Origin of the sequence: Xaviernesmea rhizosphaerae (assembly GCF_001938945.1) — a bacterium.
Lineage (GTDB): Bacteria > Pseudomonadota > Alphaproteobacteria > Rhizobiales > Rhizobiaceae > Xaviernesmea > Xaviernesmea rhizosphaerae.
In genome coordinates this window covers 138,199-155,193 of record NZ_MKIO01000030.1, presented here as the reverse complement: position 1 = coordinate 155,193, position 16,995 = coordinate 138,199, and the positions used below count along the sequence as shown (strand labels likewise).

Sequence of the window (16,995 nt, the reverse complement as noted above, 5' to 3'; positions counted from 1 at the left end):
GTCCAGCGATACAGCAAGCCTGGCGAAACTGGCAAGCAGCGGCGGCAGGCGCAACGCCGGCTGCGACCGCTCGACAGCCGCGATCCACCATGAAACAAAGGCGCACACATCGTCGGAAGGACGTCCCATCGACACCCTTCCGGCGTCACAGCGAGGGAGATGGCCATGAGACTGGGGTTTGTCGGCACGGGCACGATCACCGAGGCCATCGTCACCGGCCTGTGCACCGGCGGAAGCGATGACCGGATCACCGTCTCGCCCCGCAATGCCGAACGCGCCGCCCAGCTCGCGGCCGCTTTCCCTGAGGTCAGCATCGCCAGCGACAACCAGACCGTGGTCGATGCCGGCGCGGACATGCTGTTTCTCGCCATCCGCCCGCAGGTGGCCGAAGCGGTGATCCGGCCGCTGACCTTCAGCCCGGGGCAGACCGTCGTCAGCCTGGTGGCGGCCATGGATCGAGAGAGCCTGCTCTCCTGGATCGGCGTCGATGTGACCCTCGTGCAGGCCATCCCCCTGCCCTTCGTCGCCCGACGCGACGGCGTGACCGCCATCTATCCGGGGAACGAGCAGGTCTCGGCGCTGTTCGACCGCCTCGGCCGCGCCGTTCCCTGTGACCGCAAGGAGGAATACGATGTGCTGGCGGCGGCAAGTGCCATCATGGGCACGACATTCGGCGTGATGGAGCGGCTGACGGGCTGGATGCAGATGCAGGGCATGCGCGACGAGACGGCGCGCGCCTATCTCGCCCCGCTTTTCTCCAGTCTGGCGCAGACGGCGCTAAGCAGCCCGGACATGAGCTTCACCGCGCTGCGCGAGGAGTTTTCCACCCGCGGCGGCCTCAACGAGCAGGTTTTCCGCGATTTCGACACCAGAGGCGGCACGCAGGCCCTGACCGAGGCCATGGACCGCGTTCTCGCCCGCATCCGCACGGGCATCGCGCCACAGGATTGAACGCGGCATCGCGCCCGAAAAACGGATGCAGCCCTTCAGTCCGATGCCCTCGTGGAATGAATTTGACATTTGATACCCGCGTGCAGCGATCTCGAGGATCAAATGTCAAATTCGGAAATTCCACGAGAAACAAAGAGTTTCTAGTAGTCTTCATGATTTTGACATTTGCCCCAGAGGGTGTTGCGAACGGGTGCAAATATCAAAATCAGACCACTAGAAACTCGGCGGCGTGCAGGCGCTGATGACCTCGCAGGGCACCGGGCCGATGCAGCGGAAGCGGTGCGGGCGGCGGCTCTCGAAATAATAGGCGTCGCCCGGGCCGAGAATGCGGCGCTCGTCGTCCACGGTCACCTCCAGCCGGCCGGAGAGGACCACGCCGCCCTCCTCGCCTTCATGGGTGAGCAGGACGCGGCCGGTATCGGCGCCGGGCTGGTAGCACTCCTTGAGGATCTGCAGACTGCGACCGAAGAGATCGTCGCCGACCTGGCGGAAAGAAATCAACCCCTTGCCGATCTCCGTCAGCTCCGCCGCAGCGAAGAAGGCTTTCTTCGACGGCTCCGGCTCGAAGGCGAAGAACTCGGCAAGCCCGATGGGAATGCCGTCGAGAATGCGCTTCAGCGCGCCGACGGAGGGGTTGGAGGCATTGGACTCGATCAGCGAGATGGTCGAATTGGTCACGCCGGCACGCTTGGCCAGCGCACGCTGGGAAAGATTATGGCGCAGGCGCAGATGCCGAAGCCGGCTGCCGATATCCACGGACATGCGCGAGCCCTCTTTTATCTTGTTGCGAATGTCGCAACACCTGCCATTGCGATGACGACAAATCAAGAACTTGCGGGAAGTGAGAAAAGGACTTGTTCACACCGCAAAAAGGGGGAAACCTCGCGCGCAGGATCAAGGAGATCGCCATGGACCACACGTCCCGCCCCAATATGCCGCCGCTCGACAATTTCTGGATGCCGTTTACCGCCAACCGCCAGTTCAAGGCGGCACCGCGCCTGCTCGCCGCCGCCGACGGCATGTATTACACCGATGTGGACGGCAACCAGATCCTTGACGGCACCGCCGGCCTCTGGTGCGTCAATGCCGGCCATGGCCGGCGCAAGATCGCCGCGGCCGTCGAGCGCCAGCTCGCCACCATGGATTTCGCCCCCACCTTCCAGATGGGCCATCCGATCGCCTTCGAATTCGCCGCCAAGCTCGGCCAGTTCGCGCCCGGCGACGGCGCGGCCACGCTCGACCGGCTGTTCTTCACCGGTTCGGGTTCCGAGTCGGTCGACACCGCCCTGAAGATCGCCATCGCCTATCAGCGCGCCATCGGCCAAGGCACGCGCACGCGCATCATCGGCCGCGAAAAGGGCTATCACGGCGTCGGCTTCGGCGGCATCTCGGTCGGCGGGCTGGTCAACAACCGCCGCGTCTTCCCGCAGATCCCGGCCGACCACATGCGCCACACGCTGGATCTCGAGCGCAACGGCTTCTCGCGCGGTCTTCCGGCCCATGGGCTGGAGCTGGCGGAGGATCTGGAGCGGCTGGTGGCGCTGCATGGCGCCGAGACCATCGCCGCCGTGATCGTCGAGCCCATGTCCGGCTCGGCCGGCGTGATCCTGCCGCCCAAGGGCTATCTGGAGCGGCTGCGAGCAATTGCCGATGCGCATGGCATCCTGCTGATCTTCGACGAGGTCATCACCGGCTTCGGCCGCCTCGGCACGCCGTTTGCCGCCGATTATTTCGGCGTGATCCCCGACATGATGACGACGGCCAAGGGCATTACCAACGGCACGATTCCGATGGGCGCGGTCTTTGCCAGCCGCAAGGTGCATGACGGGCTGATGCACGGGCCTGGCAACCAGATCGAGCTGTTCCACGGCTACACCTATTCCGGCCATCCGGTCGCCTGCGCCGCCGGCCTTGCCACCATGGAAATCTACCAGGAGGAGAACCTGCTGGCGCGCGCGGGCGATCTGGCGGCGGACTGGGAAGAGGCGCTGCACGGTCTCAAAGGCCATCCGCATGTGGCCGACATCCGCAATCTCGGCCTCGTCGGCGCGATCGAACTGACCCCGCGCCCGGGCGCGCCGGGCGCACGCGCCTATGACGTCTTCGTCGACTGCTTCCACAAGGGTCTGCTCGTGCGCGTGACGGGCGATATCATCGCGCTCTCGCCGCCGCTGATCATCGAGAAGGAACAGATCGCCACGATCGTCTCGACCATTGCCGATGCGCTGAAGCGCGCCGCCTGATCCTTTTCATCGGGCCTTCTTCATCAGAGCCGGTGGTGCCGAACGCGCCGCCGGCTTTATGCTGTGCACACGAATCGACAGACAGGAGGATTTCATGGAAAGCGAGAGGGTGGCCGTCATCGTAGCGGGCGGCAGCGGCATGGGGGCTGCGGCGGCGCGCAAACTCGCGGCCGATGGTTATCGCGTTGCCATCCTGTCCTCGTCCGGCAAGGGCGAAAAGCTGGCCGAGGAACTCGGCGGCCTCGGTGTGACCGGCTCCAACCAGTCGACCGAGGATCTCAAACGTCTCGTCGACGAGACCATGGCCGCCTGGGGGCGGATCGACGCGCTGGTCAACAGCGCCGGCCATGGCCCGCGCGCCGCCCTGCTCGAGATCACCGACGAGGACTGGCACAAGGGCATGGACACTTATTTCCTCAATGTCGTCCGACCCGTGCGGCTGGTCACGCCGATCATGCAGGCGCAAAAGCGCGGCGCGATCGTCAACATCTCCACCGCCTGGACCTTCGAGCCCTCGCCGCTCTTCCCGACCAGCGCCGTCTTTCGCGCCGGCCTCGCGGCCTTCACCAAGCTCTTCGCCGACACCTATGCGAAGGACAATATCCGCATCAACAACGTGCTGCCCGGCTGGATCGACAGCCTGCCGGCAACGGAGGAACGCCGCGACAGCGTGCCCATGGGCCGATACGGCACCAGCGCGGAAATCGCCGCCACCATCGCCTTCCTCGCCTCCGATGGCGCAGGCTATATCACCGGGCAGAACATCCGCGTCGATGGCGGGCTGATGCGCAGCGTTTGAGGCGGGAGGACGATCCAAACCCTCTGGCAACGGCCGCGATCATGCCGCCGCTTGCCAAAGGTTTGGTCCAAGGCAACCGCATACCGGCTCTCTCCCTGCAGGGCGCCGGAGTTAAGCGCGCCGTGCCATCGGCCGGGTTTGACGGTCGGAAAGCCTATGTCCGTCCTCGGTCCTATCAGTGCGGAAGCGCGAGATCTGCTCCCGCAGCATGGCGGACTGGTCGTCAAGTGTTGCGGCCGCTGCCAGGAGTTCCTCGACCATGGCCGCGTTGCGCTGCGTGTTCTGGTCCATCGCGCTCATGGCGGAATTGACCTCCGCCAGACCGACGGCCTGTTCGCGCGATGTCGTGGCGATCATGTCCATTTGGCGATTGATTTGGGTGATGTGCTCACCGATCACCTTCAGCGCACTCGAAGTTTCGCGGAAAAGCTGAACGCCTTTGCCGACTTCGGCACTCGAATTTTGAATCAGGCTTTTAATTTCCTTGGCAGCGGTGGCCGATCGCTGGGCTAGTTCGCGCACTTCCTGCGCAACCACGGCAAACCCCTTGCCCGCTTCCCCCGCTCTGGCGGCCTCGACGCCGGCGTTCAGCGCCAGGAGGTTTGTCTGGAAGGCAATTTCGTCAATGACGCCAATGATGTTGGAGATCTGCTGGGAGGATTGTTCGATCCGCTGCATGGCCTCTTCGGCATGGGCAACCACGGCCGTCGACTTGTCGGCCGCACGGGAGGCAGCCAGAGTAATCTGCTTGGCTTCGTCGGTCGTCTTGCTGGCCGACGCCACATTGGTGGTGATCTCGCTCAGTGCCGCCGCCGTCTCCTCAAGCGAGGCTGCCTGCTGCTCCGTGCGCGAGGAGAGATCGGAGATGCTGGCGTTGACCTCCTGCGTTCCGCTGCCGATATTGCTGGCGACGGTGAGCACCGTGCTCATGGCGCTGGCGAGATTGCCCAGCGCGGCGTTGAAATCCTGCCGCAAGCGATCGTACTGCGCCTTCAGCGGTTCCTGGATCATGGTGGCTAGGTCTCCATCCGACAGGCGCATCAGACCCTGTCCGATAACCGCAACGGCATGCTCGACCTGACGGGCTTCCTCTTCCAGCACCGCGCGCTTCTCGGCACGCTCACGCTCCAGCCGCTCCGCTTCCCCGGCGAAGAAATGGTTCATGGCAACCGCCACGTCCGAGAAGATCGACTGTGCGAGCGACAACAACAAGGCGTCGCGGCGCGACTTGCTTTTCCACTTCACCTTGTCCACCAGCGCCGAGGTCAGACCAGCGGCATAAAAGGCATAGCCGGCGAGATAGTCGGGATAGGATACCTGTGTCGCGATATTACGGGCGATGACCGCCTGTTCGGCGAAATAGGCAGGACAGAAATCACCCGTCGAGATGCGCTTGAACTTGCGCTCCTCCTGCTGCAGCATTTCTTCCGGCACGTCGCTCATTCCGACCGATGCATAGGCGGCTTTCAGAACCGGACCCAACTGGGGCAACACGGCATCGCGCACAGCCTCCCCGATCACGCGCTTGTCGGCCGGCCACGGCTTGATCCTATCCTCGATGCTATCCATGAGCCCCTCCTGCATTCATGACTTCAATTGGCAGCGGTCATGATGCGGAAAAGCTAATCAAATGAAAATTAAAATTTAATTACGTCATACACCTGCCTGATACCAAGTGTCGCTGATAGGAACAAAGTAATGATTCGAGAGCCGAATCTGGACCCATTGACGCGACACCGCTTCGGCGCGGTAGTTTTCCACACCGGGCTGCCGAATCTGGCGTGATGCATCAGAAGATTGCTTTTCCAGCGGCGCGAGACCATCGGACCGATAGAAGGAGGCAGTCCGATGCTCCGGAATTTCGTTTTTACATCGGATTTCTCCGAATAACGGCTCCCACTTTTCGGTCCGATACTCTAACGAAATCCTCTGCGGACTTTCGGTGGATCGCTCGATCACAGGCCGCATCTTGCTCGCGGCCTTCTGCCGCCATAATGACGAGCGCGTTGGCGTTGCCGGCAATCACGAGGGGGAATCTACAGAAGCGTCAACGGTGCGCAGACCGGCGAGCATGGCCGAAGTCGGAAAAAACATGCCAAGCAAACGAAATGGCGCAATGATGAACGTAAAATGGTACGGTTGGGGGGTCTCGAACCTCCGACCTCAGGTGCCACAAACCTGCGCTCTAACCAACTGAGCTACAACCGCACAACAGCGTTTCCGCTGCGGGGTGATTAAGCGGAGAGGCGGAAATTTGCAAGAGGTTTTCGGGATCTGGTCCACAAAAAACGGGGATAGGCCAGGAGATCCTGGCTTAAGCCGCCGCTATCCGCCGGAAAAGCGCACCCTGCGCCTGACGGGTTCGCTGAGACGACGGCCGAGATGCACAAAAGCCGCCCGGGCCTTTTGGCAGGGGCGGCTTGAGCACGGGCGAACATGGAACCGACATCGGGCTTCCCCGAAACCAGGTCTGACTTTGCGGTCTGATGCGCCTGATGCCTGCATGGGCGGCGGCACGCGATACGAGGCCGCCCAAACTTGAATCTGCTCAGCGGGAACCTCGCGCCGAGGGCGCCGGACCGAAAACCAGCTTCAGGCTTCCGGTCCGATCAGAAATCTGACCTTAGAGCGAGAAGGCCGACATCGCCTTGCGGGCGGCTTCGGTGGTCGGCTTGGCGACGCGTTCGGCGACGTCCTTGCCGGCTTCGTGCAGGGCCTTGGTCTGCTCGATCGTGGCTTCGACCTGACGGCGCACGAAAGCGCTCTGCAGCTCGACCAGCTCGGAGACCGAGCGCACGCCCATCAGGGCTTCGATGTGCGACAGCGTTGCTTCGGTGTTGGCGCGCACGACTTCGAGCGTCTTCATACCCAGTTCGACGCTGCCGGTCTTGGCCGTTTCCATCGTCGCTTCGAGCGTCTTGGTGGCGTCCTCGGTCAGGGCCTTGAGCTTCTGGGCGGCTTCGCGGGACTGGCTGATGCTCTTTTCGGCGGCTTCGCGGAAGCCGGCATTCATCTTGTTCGGATCGAAAGCGGAAAAGCCGAAAACATCAGCAGGGGTGGTCGAAAGTGCAGCCTTGGCAGCCATGATAGCGTTCTCCTTGAGTGATGGCCTGACGAGATCACGCACCCTCAAGCCTGTGAGCACTCTATAGCACAGGTTATTTTGCGACGCAATATCATTGTGCATCGCAACATCAAATCGGCATCACATTAACCTTGGCGGGCGAAAGCCCAGGCTGTTCAAGGCGATCGCTGGACCCAAGCGGCGGTGAACGGTATTAAGGGCTTGTTAAGAATTGCGGGGCTTAAGGCCGCGCCAAGACCATTCGCCCGTTCCCGTGTCCTTGAAGTCTCAGCCGATGCCCGCGACCTCCTATCCGTTCATCGACATTGCCGTTCACGAACGCGTGCGTGCACATTTTGCCCGCGGCGAAGCGGCGGTTTTGTTCTCGCCCGATCTCGCCCGTGTCCTCTGGTCCAATGGCGAGGGGGCCGCCCTGTTCTCCGGCGGCTCGATCTATGATTTCCTAGAGGCCGGCCCGCCGGCCGGCGATGTCGCCTTCCGGCAGATGCACGCCGCCGCTCAAGCGCTGCGCGATGAGGGCGACCGGCGCGGCTTCGTCATGCGCATCGGCGCCGGTTTTCGCCGGGTGGCGGTCCAGGCCGCCGTGGAACTGATTCTGCTGAAGGATGGCGAGCAGGCCGTGCTGTTTACCGCGCCCCGCGCCGGCGCAGCCCTGCCCCCCGCCCGCGCCGCAGAGCGGATGATTGCAGGCCTCGAGGATCCCGACACCCACATGGCCGTGCTGGATGGCGAAGGCGCCGTGCTGGCTGCCTCCCCCGGCTTTGCCGCGCTCGGCATGACAACGGCCAATTGCCGCCTGCTGATCAAGGCCGCCGCGCGTGATGACGGCTGGCTGATCAAGCGCCCCGTGCCCACCGGCAAGGGCCACCTTCCCGCCGCCATCGGCCGGCTCAGCGACGACCCGCCGCTGAGCCTGCTTCTGGCCGTGGAAACCATTCTCGGCCATCTGGACGCCACACCGGATTTCGAGCCGCCGCATGCGGAAACGGACTTGTCCGCGTCGAGCGCGGCCGTGTCCGCCCTGCCCGCGATGGCCTCCGCAAGCGCTCAGGCGCCCGACCCGTCTCCGGCTGCGACGCATCCCGCGCCGGCCGATGCCGACCAGGGGCAGATGCCGGAGGAGGATCAGCCGCACCGGAATGTCGAGGCTGGCGAGGCCGTTGACGCGGCACAGGCTGCGGATGCGCCCATGCCCGACGCTGCGCAAACCGCCGCGCCGGTCGCGGCAGACGCAATCGAGCCTGCGCAGGCGGAAGGGCCGGCCGCGCCTATCGAGGAGGCGGTGGACACGCCGCTTTCCGGCGAGGATATCTCCGCGACGCAGACGGAGGACGTGACCGATCCGGTGGTGGAAGCCGCAGTGATCGAGCCTGCACAGGCCGATGCGCCGCCGATCGTTGAAACGGTCGAGATCGAGGAGCCGTCCGAGGCTCTGGGCGAGGACGATCTGGACGGCCTGATGAAGGACGAGACCTTGAACCTGCCGACGACGCTGGCCGAAGCCCGCGCCGCCTATGTGCTGCAGGTGGCGGAGAAAATTCGCAGCAACGCAGATCAGGCGACGGACGCGGATCCGGCATCGGAGGCCCCGGCCGAAAATGCGGCGGAGCCGGTCTCGTCGCTGGACGCGGACGCCGGACAGTCCGTGGACGAGGCTGACTCTGACGAGACTGGACGGATTGCGCCGGAAGCCAAAACAGAAGCAGCAGACGAAGCCGAGCAGACGATTCAGGCGGACGCGGGGCCGCTTGCCGTGGAGCAGCCGGACACAGGGCACATCGAAACGGTCGAAGCCGTGGCGGCCGAGACCGAGACTGCGGCTCAACCGCCTGCGCAGGACGCGCTTGACGAAGCGCCCGCCTTGGAAGACCAGCCGACGGCCCCCCAGCCTGTCGCAGAGGCAAGGGCAGAAGAGGAACCGGCAGAGGAGACGCAGGGCTTCCGGTTTGACCCGAGCATGCGGACGATGCGCTTCGTCTGGAAGATCGATGCCGATGGTCGCTTCAGCGAGATCTCGCCGGAATTCGCGCAGGCCGTCGGACCAAAGGCTGCCGATGTCATCGGCCTGCGCTTCGTCGATCTGGCGGCGCTGATGGACCTCGATCCGCAGCAGACCATCGCCAATCTTCTCAAGCGTCATGACACATGGTCCGGAAAGACAATCAACTGGCCGATCCAGGGCCATGATCTGCGCGTTCCCGTCGATCTCGCGGCCCTGCCGACCTATTCGCGCGAGCGGCAATTTGATGGTTTCCGCGGTTTCGGTATCGTGCGCCTGGCCGATGCCGTGGCGGATGATGGCGGCATCGGCCGGCTGATCGAGACGCTCGACACCGATCTTGGCGCATTGCTGCGCGGCAGTGAGGAGCCCGAGGACGCGCTCGATCACGCGGCAGGCCCGGCCTCCGAGCAGGCCGACAGAACGGAAGATGCGGCGCAGCCGAACCCGGAAGCAGCAGCAGAGGATGCGCAGCCCGCTGAACCGGATCTGCCGCGTGACGCTCAGGACGAGGCTGTGTTGCCGCAGGCGGCGACCGACGATCCGGGCGAGGCGGCGACATCCGAACTCTGCGCGGATGACCAGGCCGAAGAAGAGGCTGGCGGCGAAGAAGAGGCTGGCGCCGAGGACGACAGCGCGCCGCAGGATCCGTTCCGCGGAGAGCGGCCGGCCCTGCGCATCGTCGAGCCGGCGAGTGCCGGCGATGAGCGCGTGGTCCATCTGCAGGATCACCGCCGCGGCAGCTTCGACAGCCTGAGCCGCAGTGAGCGGGCAGCTTTCCGCGAGATCGCACGCCAGCTCGGAGAAGCCTTCGGCGAGCGGGCGGAGGACGCGTCGGAGCCGGAAGCGGAGAGCAGCACACCGGTCGAGTCGATAGACCTCTCGAAGGATCGTGCAGAGCCCTCGCATGATGGCCAGGTCTCGGAGACCGGGCCTGGCGGCGAGCCGCTGTCGAGCGAGGGGTCTGTGCTGACTGCCGCGATCGTCGATCCGCAGCCGACCGCCATCCTCATCCATACGGGCGAGGATCTGCTCCATGCCAATCCCGCGCTGCTGGCGCTGACGGGCTATGACTCGCTGGCTGATCTCATCGGCGAAGGCGGGCTCGAAGCCCTGTTCGTCGGCGAAGACGAAGGGTTGATCGACGTGCCGGCCGGTGCCGTCATGATGATCCGCAACGACGGAAGGCTATTGCCTGTTTCCGCCCGGCTGCAGACAGTGCGCTGGGAAGATCGCGGCGTCGTGCTGATGCTGGCGCTGGCCGCGCTCAATCCCGATCCATCCAAGGCTCCCGGCCCGAGCCCGGAACGGCTGCAGGCGGTTTCGCAAGACCACCCGGCAGAGGCTGCCGGCACGGAAGCGGCGGAGCGCGATGCGCCCGCCGAAGCACAGGCGCAAGCGACCCATGATGCGCAGGATAGGGGTGAGCAGGAGAAGGGCGAGCAGGAAATCGGCCGGCTGCGCATCGAGGTGGACGAGCTGCGCGCCATACTGGAAACGGCGACCGATGGGGTCGTGGTTCTCGGGGCTGACGGCGAGATCCGCTCGCTCAACCGCTCGGCCAATGCGCTGTTCAACTACGATGACGAGGAAATCCGCGGCAAGCCCTTCGCCATGCTCTTCGCCCATGAAAGCCAGAAGAGCGTGATCGACTATCTCGCCGGCCTTTCCGGCCATGGCGTCGCCAGCGTGCTCAATGACGGGCGCGAGGTGATAGGCCGCGAGGCCTCCGGCGGCTTCATTCCGCTGTTCATGACCATGGGCCGCCTGTCCTTTTCCAAGGGTTATTGCGCCGTGATCCGCGACATCACCCAGTGGAAGCGGACGGAGGAGGAGCTGCGCAACGCCAAGCGCGCGGCCGAGACCGCCAATGCCCATAAGAGCGAGTTCCTCGCCCGCGTCAGCCATGAAATCCGCACGCCGCTGAACGCCATCATCGGCTTTTCCGACATGATGGCGACGGAGCATTTCGGTCCGATCGGCAATCCGCGCTATGTGGAATATGCCGGCGATATCGGCCGCTCCGGCCGCTATGTGCTGGATATCGTCAATGATCTCCTGGATATTTCCAAGATCGAGGCGGGCGAGATGGATCTCGACTTCACTGCCGTCATGCTCAACAGCGCGGTGGCCGAGGCCGTGGCGCTGGTGCAGCCGCAGGCCAACGCCCAGCGGGTGATCATCCGCACCTCACTCTCCTCCACCGTGCCGGGCGTGGTGGCCGACCAGCGCTCGATCAAGCAGATCGTGCTCAACATCCTCACCAACGCCATCCGCTTCACCCCCTCGGGCGGGCAGATCGTCGTCTCCTCGGCCTATGAGGCCAATGGCACGGTGACGCTGCGCTTCCGCGATACCGGTGTGGGCATGACACGCAGCGAGCTGGAGCAGGCGATGAAGCCTTTCCGCCAGGTGACCACAGGCACCCGCGCGCGCGGCGACGGCACCGGGCTGGGCCTGCCGCTGACCAAGGCGATGGTGGAGGCCAACCGCGCAAACTTCTCCATTTCCTCAGCGCCGAACGAGGGCACGCTGGTGGAGATCGCCTTCCCGCCGCAGCGGGTTCTGGCGGAGTAGGCGCTCCAGGCGCATTCCGAAGGGAAGCGTCCGGGCATTCCGATCCTCTGCCCTTCAGGCATCGGATTTTTCCGAAAACCCGATGCCACGTCTCGGCCGATCCCTTAATCTTTCAGCTCCGGCAGATCGGCGAAGAGGTCCAGCGCCTCGGGATTGGCGAGCGCCTCCTTGTTCTTCACCGGGCGGCCATGCACCACCTCGCGCACGGCGAGCTCGACGATCTTGCCGGACTTGGTGCGCGGAATGTCCGTGACCGCCACGATCTTGGCCGGCACATGGCGGGGTGAGGCGCCGGTGCGGATGCGGGTGCGGATGGCCTTCTGCAGTTCCTCCGTCAGCGCCACACCGGGGGCGAGGCGCACGAAGAGGACGACGCGCACGTCGTCATCGATATCCTGGCCGATGCACAGCGCCTCGACCACCTCCTCCATCTGCTCGACCTGGTTATAGATCTCCGCCGTGCCGATGCGCACGCCGCCGGGATTGAGCGTGGCGTCGGAGCGACCATGGATGACAAGGCCGCCATGGGCGGTCCATTCGGCGAAATCGCCATGGCACCAGATATTGTCGAAGCGCTCGAAATAGGCGGCGCGGTACTTGGCGCCGTCGGGATCGTTCCAGAACATGACAGGCATGGAGGGGAAGGCTTTGGTGCAGACCAACTCGCCCTTCTCGCCACGCACCGGGCGCCCCTCCTCATCGAAAACATCAACCGCGAGCCCAAGGCCGGGCCCCTGGATCTCGCCGCGCCAGACCGGCTTCAGCGGATTGCCGAGGACGAAGCAGGAAACGATGTCGGTGCCGCCGGAGATCGAGGCGAGTTGCACATCCGGCTTGATGCCCTCATAGACAAAGGTGAAGCCCTCAGGCGAGAGCGGCGAGCCGGTGGAGGTGATCAGCCTGAGCGCGGTCAGATCATGGCTGCGCGCCGGCACCAGATCGGCCTTGCGCACGGCATCGATATATTTCGCCGAGGTGCCAAACACGGCAAAACCGGCGCTCTGCGCATAGTCGAACAGAACGCGACCATCGGGATAGAAGGGCGAGCCGTCATAAAGGCAGAGCACGGCGCCGCAGGCGAGCCCGGAGACCAGCCAGTTCCACATCATCCAGCCGCAGGTGGTGAAGTAGAACAGTTTCTCGCCCTCTTCGATGCCGCAATGGAAGCGGTGCTCCTTCAGGTGCTGCAGCAGCGTGCCGCCGGCCGAATGGACGATGCATTTGGGCACGCCCGTCGTGCCCGACGAGAACAGAATGTAAAGCGGATGGGCGAAGGGCAGCCGCGCGAAGGCAAGCGGCGCCGGTGCGAAGGGGGCGGCGAAATCTTCCAGGCTGCGGCCATCGGTAAGGCGGGCAACGAGCGCCGGCGCGTCGCCGGCATAGGGCACGACCAGCACCGGGCAGCCGAGCTTGCCGGCAATCGCCACCACCTTGTCGGCCACATCCTGCTGCTTGCCATTGTACCAGTAACCGTCGCAGGCGATGAAGAGTTTCGGGCCGATCTGGCCGAAACGGTCGAGCACGCCCTGCTCGCCGAAATCGGGCGAACAGGAGGACCAGACCGCGCCGAGCGAGGCGGTGGCCAGCATCAGCGCCAGCGTTTCCGGCAGGTTCGGCATCATCGCGGCGACGCGGTCGCCGACGCCGATCCCGAGCGCGGCCATGGCTTGCTGCAGGCGCGAGACCTGCATGCGCAGCCGGCCATGCGACCAGCGGTCCTGCGCCTTGTCCTCCCCGCGAAACAGGATGGCGTCGCCCTCGCCCTCACCGCGCAGCAGGTTTTCGGCAAAGTTCAGCCTTGCCTGCGGAAAGAAGCGCGCCTCTGTCATATGGCCTTCGTCGATCAGCAGGGTCTCGCCCTTCTCGCCAATCACGCCGCAGAAGTCCCAGACGGCCTCCCAGAACGATGCACGATCGGCCACCGACCAGGCCTGGAAGGCATCGACATCGGCAAAATGGACGCGATGCCGCTCGGCGCAATGCGCCATCAGGCGGGTGAGCGGCGCTGCGGCGATGCTCTCGGGAGACGGGACCCAGAGCGGCGCTTCGGCTGCGGAATGGTTCAGGCTGTCCGGCTGCATGTCGTCGTTCTCCCCAAAGCCACGCGGCAGGCGCCTGCGCATCGTGGCGGATGCTGTCTGCACCCTGCGGGCAAAGCACGCCATGGCTTTGCCCTGAAACAGATGCCGCGCATGAAAACCGATGCCGCGCTGCGCCGCAAGATGGGCCGGCGGCATTCCTCTTCGCCACGCGCGTCCATCCCCCGCCGGGCGGATCGCCGACATCCGGCGATGACAGCATCGGACCGAAAACCGGTTCCCACTTTTCGGTCCGATGGTCTAGCCGCCAGCAGCGGCCGGGGGCGGATTGATGGCGCGGCTCATGCCTTCAGCGAAGGCCGCGCGTTCGTCGCGCTGGCGCTGCAGCTCGCGCCGGCGGGTGACCAGGGCCGCGATCAGCACGCCGCAGGCGACGATGCCGATCAGGATGGTGCAGATCGCGTTGATCTCCGGCGTCACGCCCAGGCGCACCTGGCTGTAGATGCGCATCGGCAGGGTGGTGGCGCCGGGTCCGGAAGCGAAGGAGGCGATCACGAGATCATCGAGCGAGAGGGTGAAGGCCAGCACCCAGCCGGAAAGCACCGCGGGCAAGATAACCGGCAGCGTCACCTGGAAAAAGGTCGCCACCGGTGTCGCGCCAAGGTCCATCGCCGCCTCCTCGATCGACCGGTCGAAGCTCTGCAGGCGCGACTGCACGACGACGGCGACGAAGCACATGGTGAAGGTCGTGTGCGCCAGCGTCACCGTCCAGAAGCCGCGATCGAGCCCCACGGCCACGAAGAGCAGCAGCATGGACAGGCCGGTGATCACCTCGGGCATGACCAGCGGCGCATAGATCATGCCGGAAAACAGGGTGCGCCCGCGAAACTCGGAATAGCGCGAGAGCGACAGCGCCGCCAGCGTGCCGAGAACCGTTGCGGCGCTGGCCGAGAGCACGCCGACACGCAAGGTCACCCAGGCTGCGTCGAGCAGCGCCTGGTTGGTCAGGAGCGTGCCGTACCATTTGGTGGAAAAACCGGTCCAGACCGTGACGAGCCGCGACTCGTTGAAGGAATAGACCACCAGGAGCACGATCGGCAGGTAGAGAAAGGCGAAGCCGATGGCGATCGACGCCACATTGAACCGCGACCAGCGCCCCATCAGCGTCCCTCCCGCTCGGCGCGCTCGGCCCGGGCCTGCGCGGTTTGAAACAGCATGATCGGCACGACAAGCAAGAGAAGCAGCACGACGGCGACGGCCGAGGAGACCGGCCAGTCACGATTGCCGTTGAACTCGTTCCAGAGCGTGCGGCCGATCATCAGGGTTTCAGATCCGCCGAGCAGATCGGGAATGACGAATTCGCCGACGGCGGGGATGAAGACCAGCAGGCAGCCGGCAATCACGCCCGGCAGAGACAGCGGAAAGGTGACGCGCCAGAAGGCCTGGATCGGCGTACAGCCGAGATCGAGCGCGGCTTCCGTCAGGCTGTGGTCCATCTTTTCAAGCGCCGAATAGAGCGGCAGCACCATGAAGGGCAGATAGCAATAGACGATGCCGATATAGATCGCCCAATTGGTGTTGAGAATAATCAGCGGCTCGCGGATCACGCCCATCGACAGCAGGAACTGGTTGAACAGACCCTCGGGCTTGAGAATGCCGATCCAGGCATAGACGCGGATCAGGAAGCTCGTCCAGAAGGGCAGGATCACCAGCATGACCAGCGTCGGGCGCAGCGTCGTGGGCGCCTTGGCCATGCCATAGGCCATGGGATAGGCGATCAGCAGCGTCAGCGCGGTGGAGACGAGCGCGATCCAGAGGCTGGAGAGATAGGCATTGAGATAGAGCGGATCGCCGGCCAGCCAGACATAATTATCGAAGGAAAGCTCGGACAGTGCCGAACGGATGCGGGCCCAGCCCTCGCTCCAGTCGAAGACGGGCGTATAGGGCGGCATGGCCACGGCCGAGGTGGACATGGAGATGCGCAGGACGATCAGGAAGGGAATGAGGAAGAAGAACAGCAGCCAGCCATAGGGGATCAGGATGACCAGGCGGCGCGTGACGGCGGAAATGGCCCTCTGCATGGCGCTCAGCCTTTCAGCACGATGCCGGCCTGCGGCTCGAACGAGACCCAGATCTGCTCGTCATAGCCGAAGGGATCCTCGACGCCGCGCGTGGCATTGAGCGAGGAGGCCTTGACGATCTTGCCGCTCGGCAGCTTCACATGGAAGACGGTCATGTCACCGAAATAGGCGATGTCCCAGATCTCGCCGCGCATGGCATGGACGCCGGCGCCCTCCGGCTGCTGCCGGCTGACCTTGAGCTTTTCCGGCCGCACGGCGAGCGCCACCGACTGGCCCTCCGCCAGCGTTTCCGGCAGGGCGACCGAGATGCCCTCGGCCGTCCTGAGGATGCTGCGCCCATCCTCCAGCGCCACCTTGCCCTCTATCATGTTCACATCGCCGATGAACTCGGCGACGAAACGCGAATTGGGCGCCTCGTAGATTTCCGCCGGCGTCGCCACCTGGATCACCCGGCCATGGCTCATCACCGCGATGCGGTCGGACATGGTCATGGCTTCTTCCTGGTCGTGGGTGACGACGACGAAGGTCAGGCCCAGCTCATATTGCAGGTCCATCAGCTCGAACTGGGTTTCCTCGCGCAGCTTCTTGTCGAGCGCGCCGAGCGGCTCGTCGAGCAGCAGCACTTTCGGCCGCTTGGCGAGCGAGCGGGCGAGCGCCACGCGCTGGCGCTGGCCGCCGGAAAGCTGGTGCGGCTTGCGGGCGGCGAAGGCCTCGAGCTTGACCAGTTTGAGCATCTGGGCGACGCGCTCGGCGATCTCGGTCTTCGGCATGCCGTCCTGCTTCAGGCCGAAGGCGATGTTCTTCTCCACCGACATATGCGGGAACAGCGCATAGGACTGGAACATCATGTTGACAGGGCGGCGATAGGGCGGAATGCCCGAGAGCGACTGGCCATCGAGCATGATCTCGCCCGAGGTCGGTTGCTCGAAGCCGGCCAGCATGCGCAGAAGCGTAGATTTGCCGCAGCCCGAGCCGCCGAGCAGCGCGAAGAATTCGCGCGTGTAGATGTCGAGCGAGAGATTGTCGACCGCGGTGAAATCGCCGAACCGCTTGGTGACATTGCGGAAGGAAATGAAGGGCTTGGCATTCGGATCCGCCCAGGGGGCGAAGGAGCGGCGGAAGATGCCGAGTGACTTCATGCGCGTTGATTCCCTCTGCGGTCCGGAAGGGGGCGATAGGCACGGAGGCGGGCAGGCCCATGGAAGCGGGCATGCCTGCACG

General features: G+C 64.6%; 12 protein-coding genes and 1 tRNA gene. 4 read left to right on the top strand and 9 right to left on the bottom strand.

Annotated elements, in window-relative coordinates:
- The first annotated feature begins 165 nt into the window (after window positions 1–165).
- Window positions 166–951, top strand: a complete 786-nt coding sequence (locus BJF92_RS13035) for a pyrroline-5-carboxylate reductase (protein WP_075635176.1) — start codon at window positions 166–168, stop codon at window positions 949–951.
- Window positions 952–1,164: 213 nt separating this feature from the next.
- On the opposite strand, the gene BJF92_RS13030 is transcribed toward BJF92_RS13035, so the two are convergent.
- Window positions 1,165–1,713 (bottom strand): cupin domain-containing protein, encoded by a 549-nt coding sequence (locus BJF92_RS13030; RefSeq protein ID WP_075635175.1) that lies wholly within the window; start codon window positions 1,711–1,713, stop codon window positions 1,165–1,167.
- 146 nt (window positions 1,714–1,859) lie between these two features.
- Between BJF92_RS13030 and aptA the strand changes: the two genes are divergently transcribed.
- Window positions 1,860–3,194 (top strand): omega-aminotransferase AptA, encoded by a 1,335-nt coding sequence (aptA, locus tag BJF92_RS13025; RefSeq protein WP_075635174.1) that lies wholly within the window; start codon window positions 1,860–1,862, stop codon window positions 3,192–3,194.
- 94 nt (window positions 3,195–3,288) lie between these two features.
- Window positions 3,289–3,993, top strand: a complete 705-nt coding sequence (locus BJF92_RS13020) for an SDR family oxidoreductase (RefSeq protein WP_075635173.1) — start codon at window positions 3,289–3,291, stop codon at window positions 3,991–3,993.
- A gap of 111 nt (window positions 3,994–4,104) precedes the next feature.
- Here BJF92_RS13020 and BJF92_RS13015 read toward each other — a convergent pair whose 3' ends face one another.
- The 4 genes from BJF92_RS13015 to BJF92_RS13005 form a co-directional block, all read right to left on the bottom strand.
- Complete coding sequence (locus BJF92_RS13015) at window positions 4,105–5,562, bottom strand: methyl-accepting chemotaxis protein (RefSeq protein ID WP_075635172.1); 1,458 nt, start codon at window positions 5,560–5,562, stop codon at window positions 4,105–4,107.
- A gap of 84 nt (window positions 5,563–5,646) precedes the next feature.
- Window positions 5,647–5,952, bottom strand: a complete 306-nt coding sequence (locus BJF92_RS25165; protein WP_143524021.1) for a hypothetical protein — start codon at window positions 5,950–5,952, stop codon at window positions 5,647–5,649.
- Window positions 5,953–6,124: 172 nt separating this feature from the next.
- Window positions 6,125–6,201: transfer RNA gene (locus BJF92_RS13010), tRNA-His, on the bottom strand.
- A 415-nt stretch (window positions 6,202–6,616) separates the two neighbouring features.
- On the bottom strand, window positions 6,617–7,078 hold the full coding sequence (locus BJF92_RS13005) for a phasin (RefSeq protein ID WP_075635171.1): 462 nt from the start codon (window positions 7,076–7,078) through the stop codon (window positions 6,617–6,619).
- A 274-nt stretch (window positions 7,079–7,352) separates the two neighbouring features.
- On the opposite strand from BJF92_RS13005, the gene BJF92_RS26080 reads away from it, so the two are divergent.
- On the top strand, window positions 7,353–11,654 hold the full coding sequence (locus tag BJF92_RS26080; RefSeq protein WP_143524020.1) for a PAS domain S-box protein: 4,302 nt from the start codon (window positions 7,353–7,355) through the stop codon (window positions 11,652–11,654).
- Between the two features lie 104 nt (window positions 11,655–11,758).
- Here BJF92_RS26080 and BJF92_RS12995 read toward each other — a convergent pair whose 3' ends face one another.
- From BJF92_RS12995 to BJF92_RS12980, 4 genes are all read right to left on the bottom strand, one after another.
- The gene (locus BJF92_RS12995; protein ID WP_075635235.1) at window positions 11,759–13,735 is read right to left on the bottom strand and encodes an acetoacetate--CoA ligase; all 1,977 of its coding nucleotides are present in this window, start codon (window positions 13,733–13,735) and stop codon (window positions 11,759–11,761) included.
- 258 nt (window positions 13,736–13,993) lie between these two features.
- Complete coding sequence (locus BJF92_RS12990; RefSeq protein ID WP_075635170.1) at window positions 13,994–14,854, bottom strand: ABC transporter permease; 861 nt, start codon at window positions 14,852–14,854, stop codon at window positions 13,994–13,996.
- Window positions 14,854–15,774 carry an ABC transporter permease subunit gene (locus BJF92_RS12985; protein WP_075635169.1) on the bottom strand — a complete coding sequence of 307 codons (921 nt, stop codon included), beginning with the start codon at window positions 15,772–15,774 and terminating at the stop codon, window positions 14,854–14,856. Before BJF92_RS12985 ends, BJF92_RS12990 begins: the two co-directional genes overlap by 1 nt.
- A 5-nt stretch (window positions 15,775–15,779) precedes the next feature.
- Window positions 15,780–16,913, bottom strand: a complete 1,134-nt coding sequence (locus tag BJF92_RS12980; protein ID WP_075635168.1) for an ABC transporter ATP-binding protein — start codon at window positions 16,911–16,913, stop codon at window positions 15,780–15,782.
- Window positions 16,914–16,995: the final 82 nt, after the last annotated feature.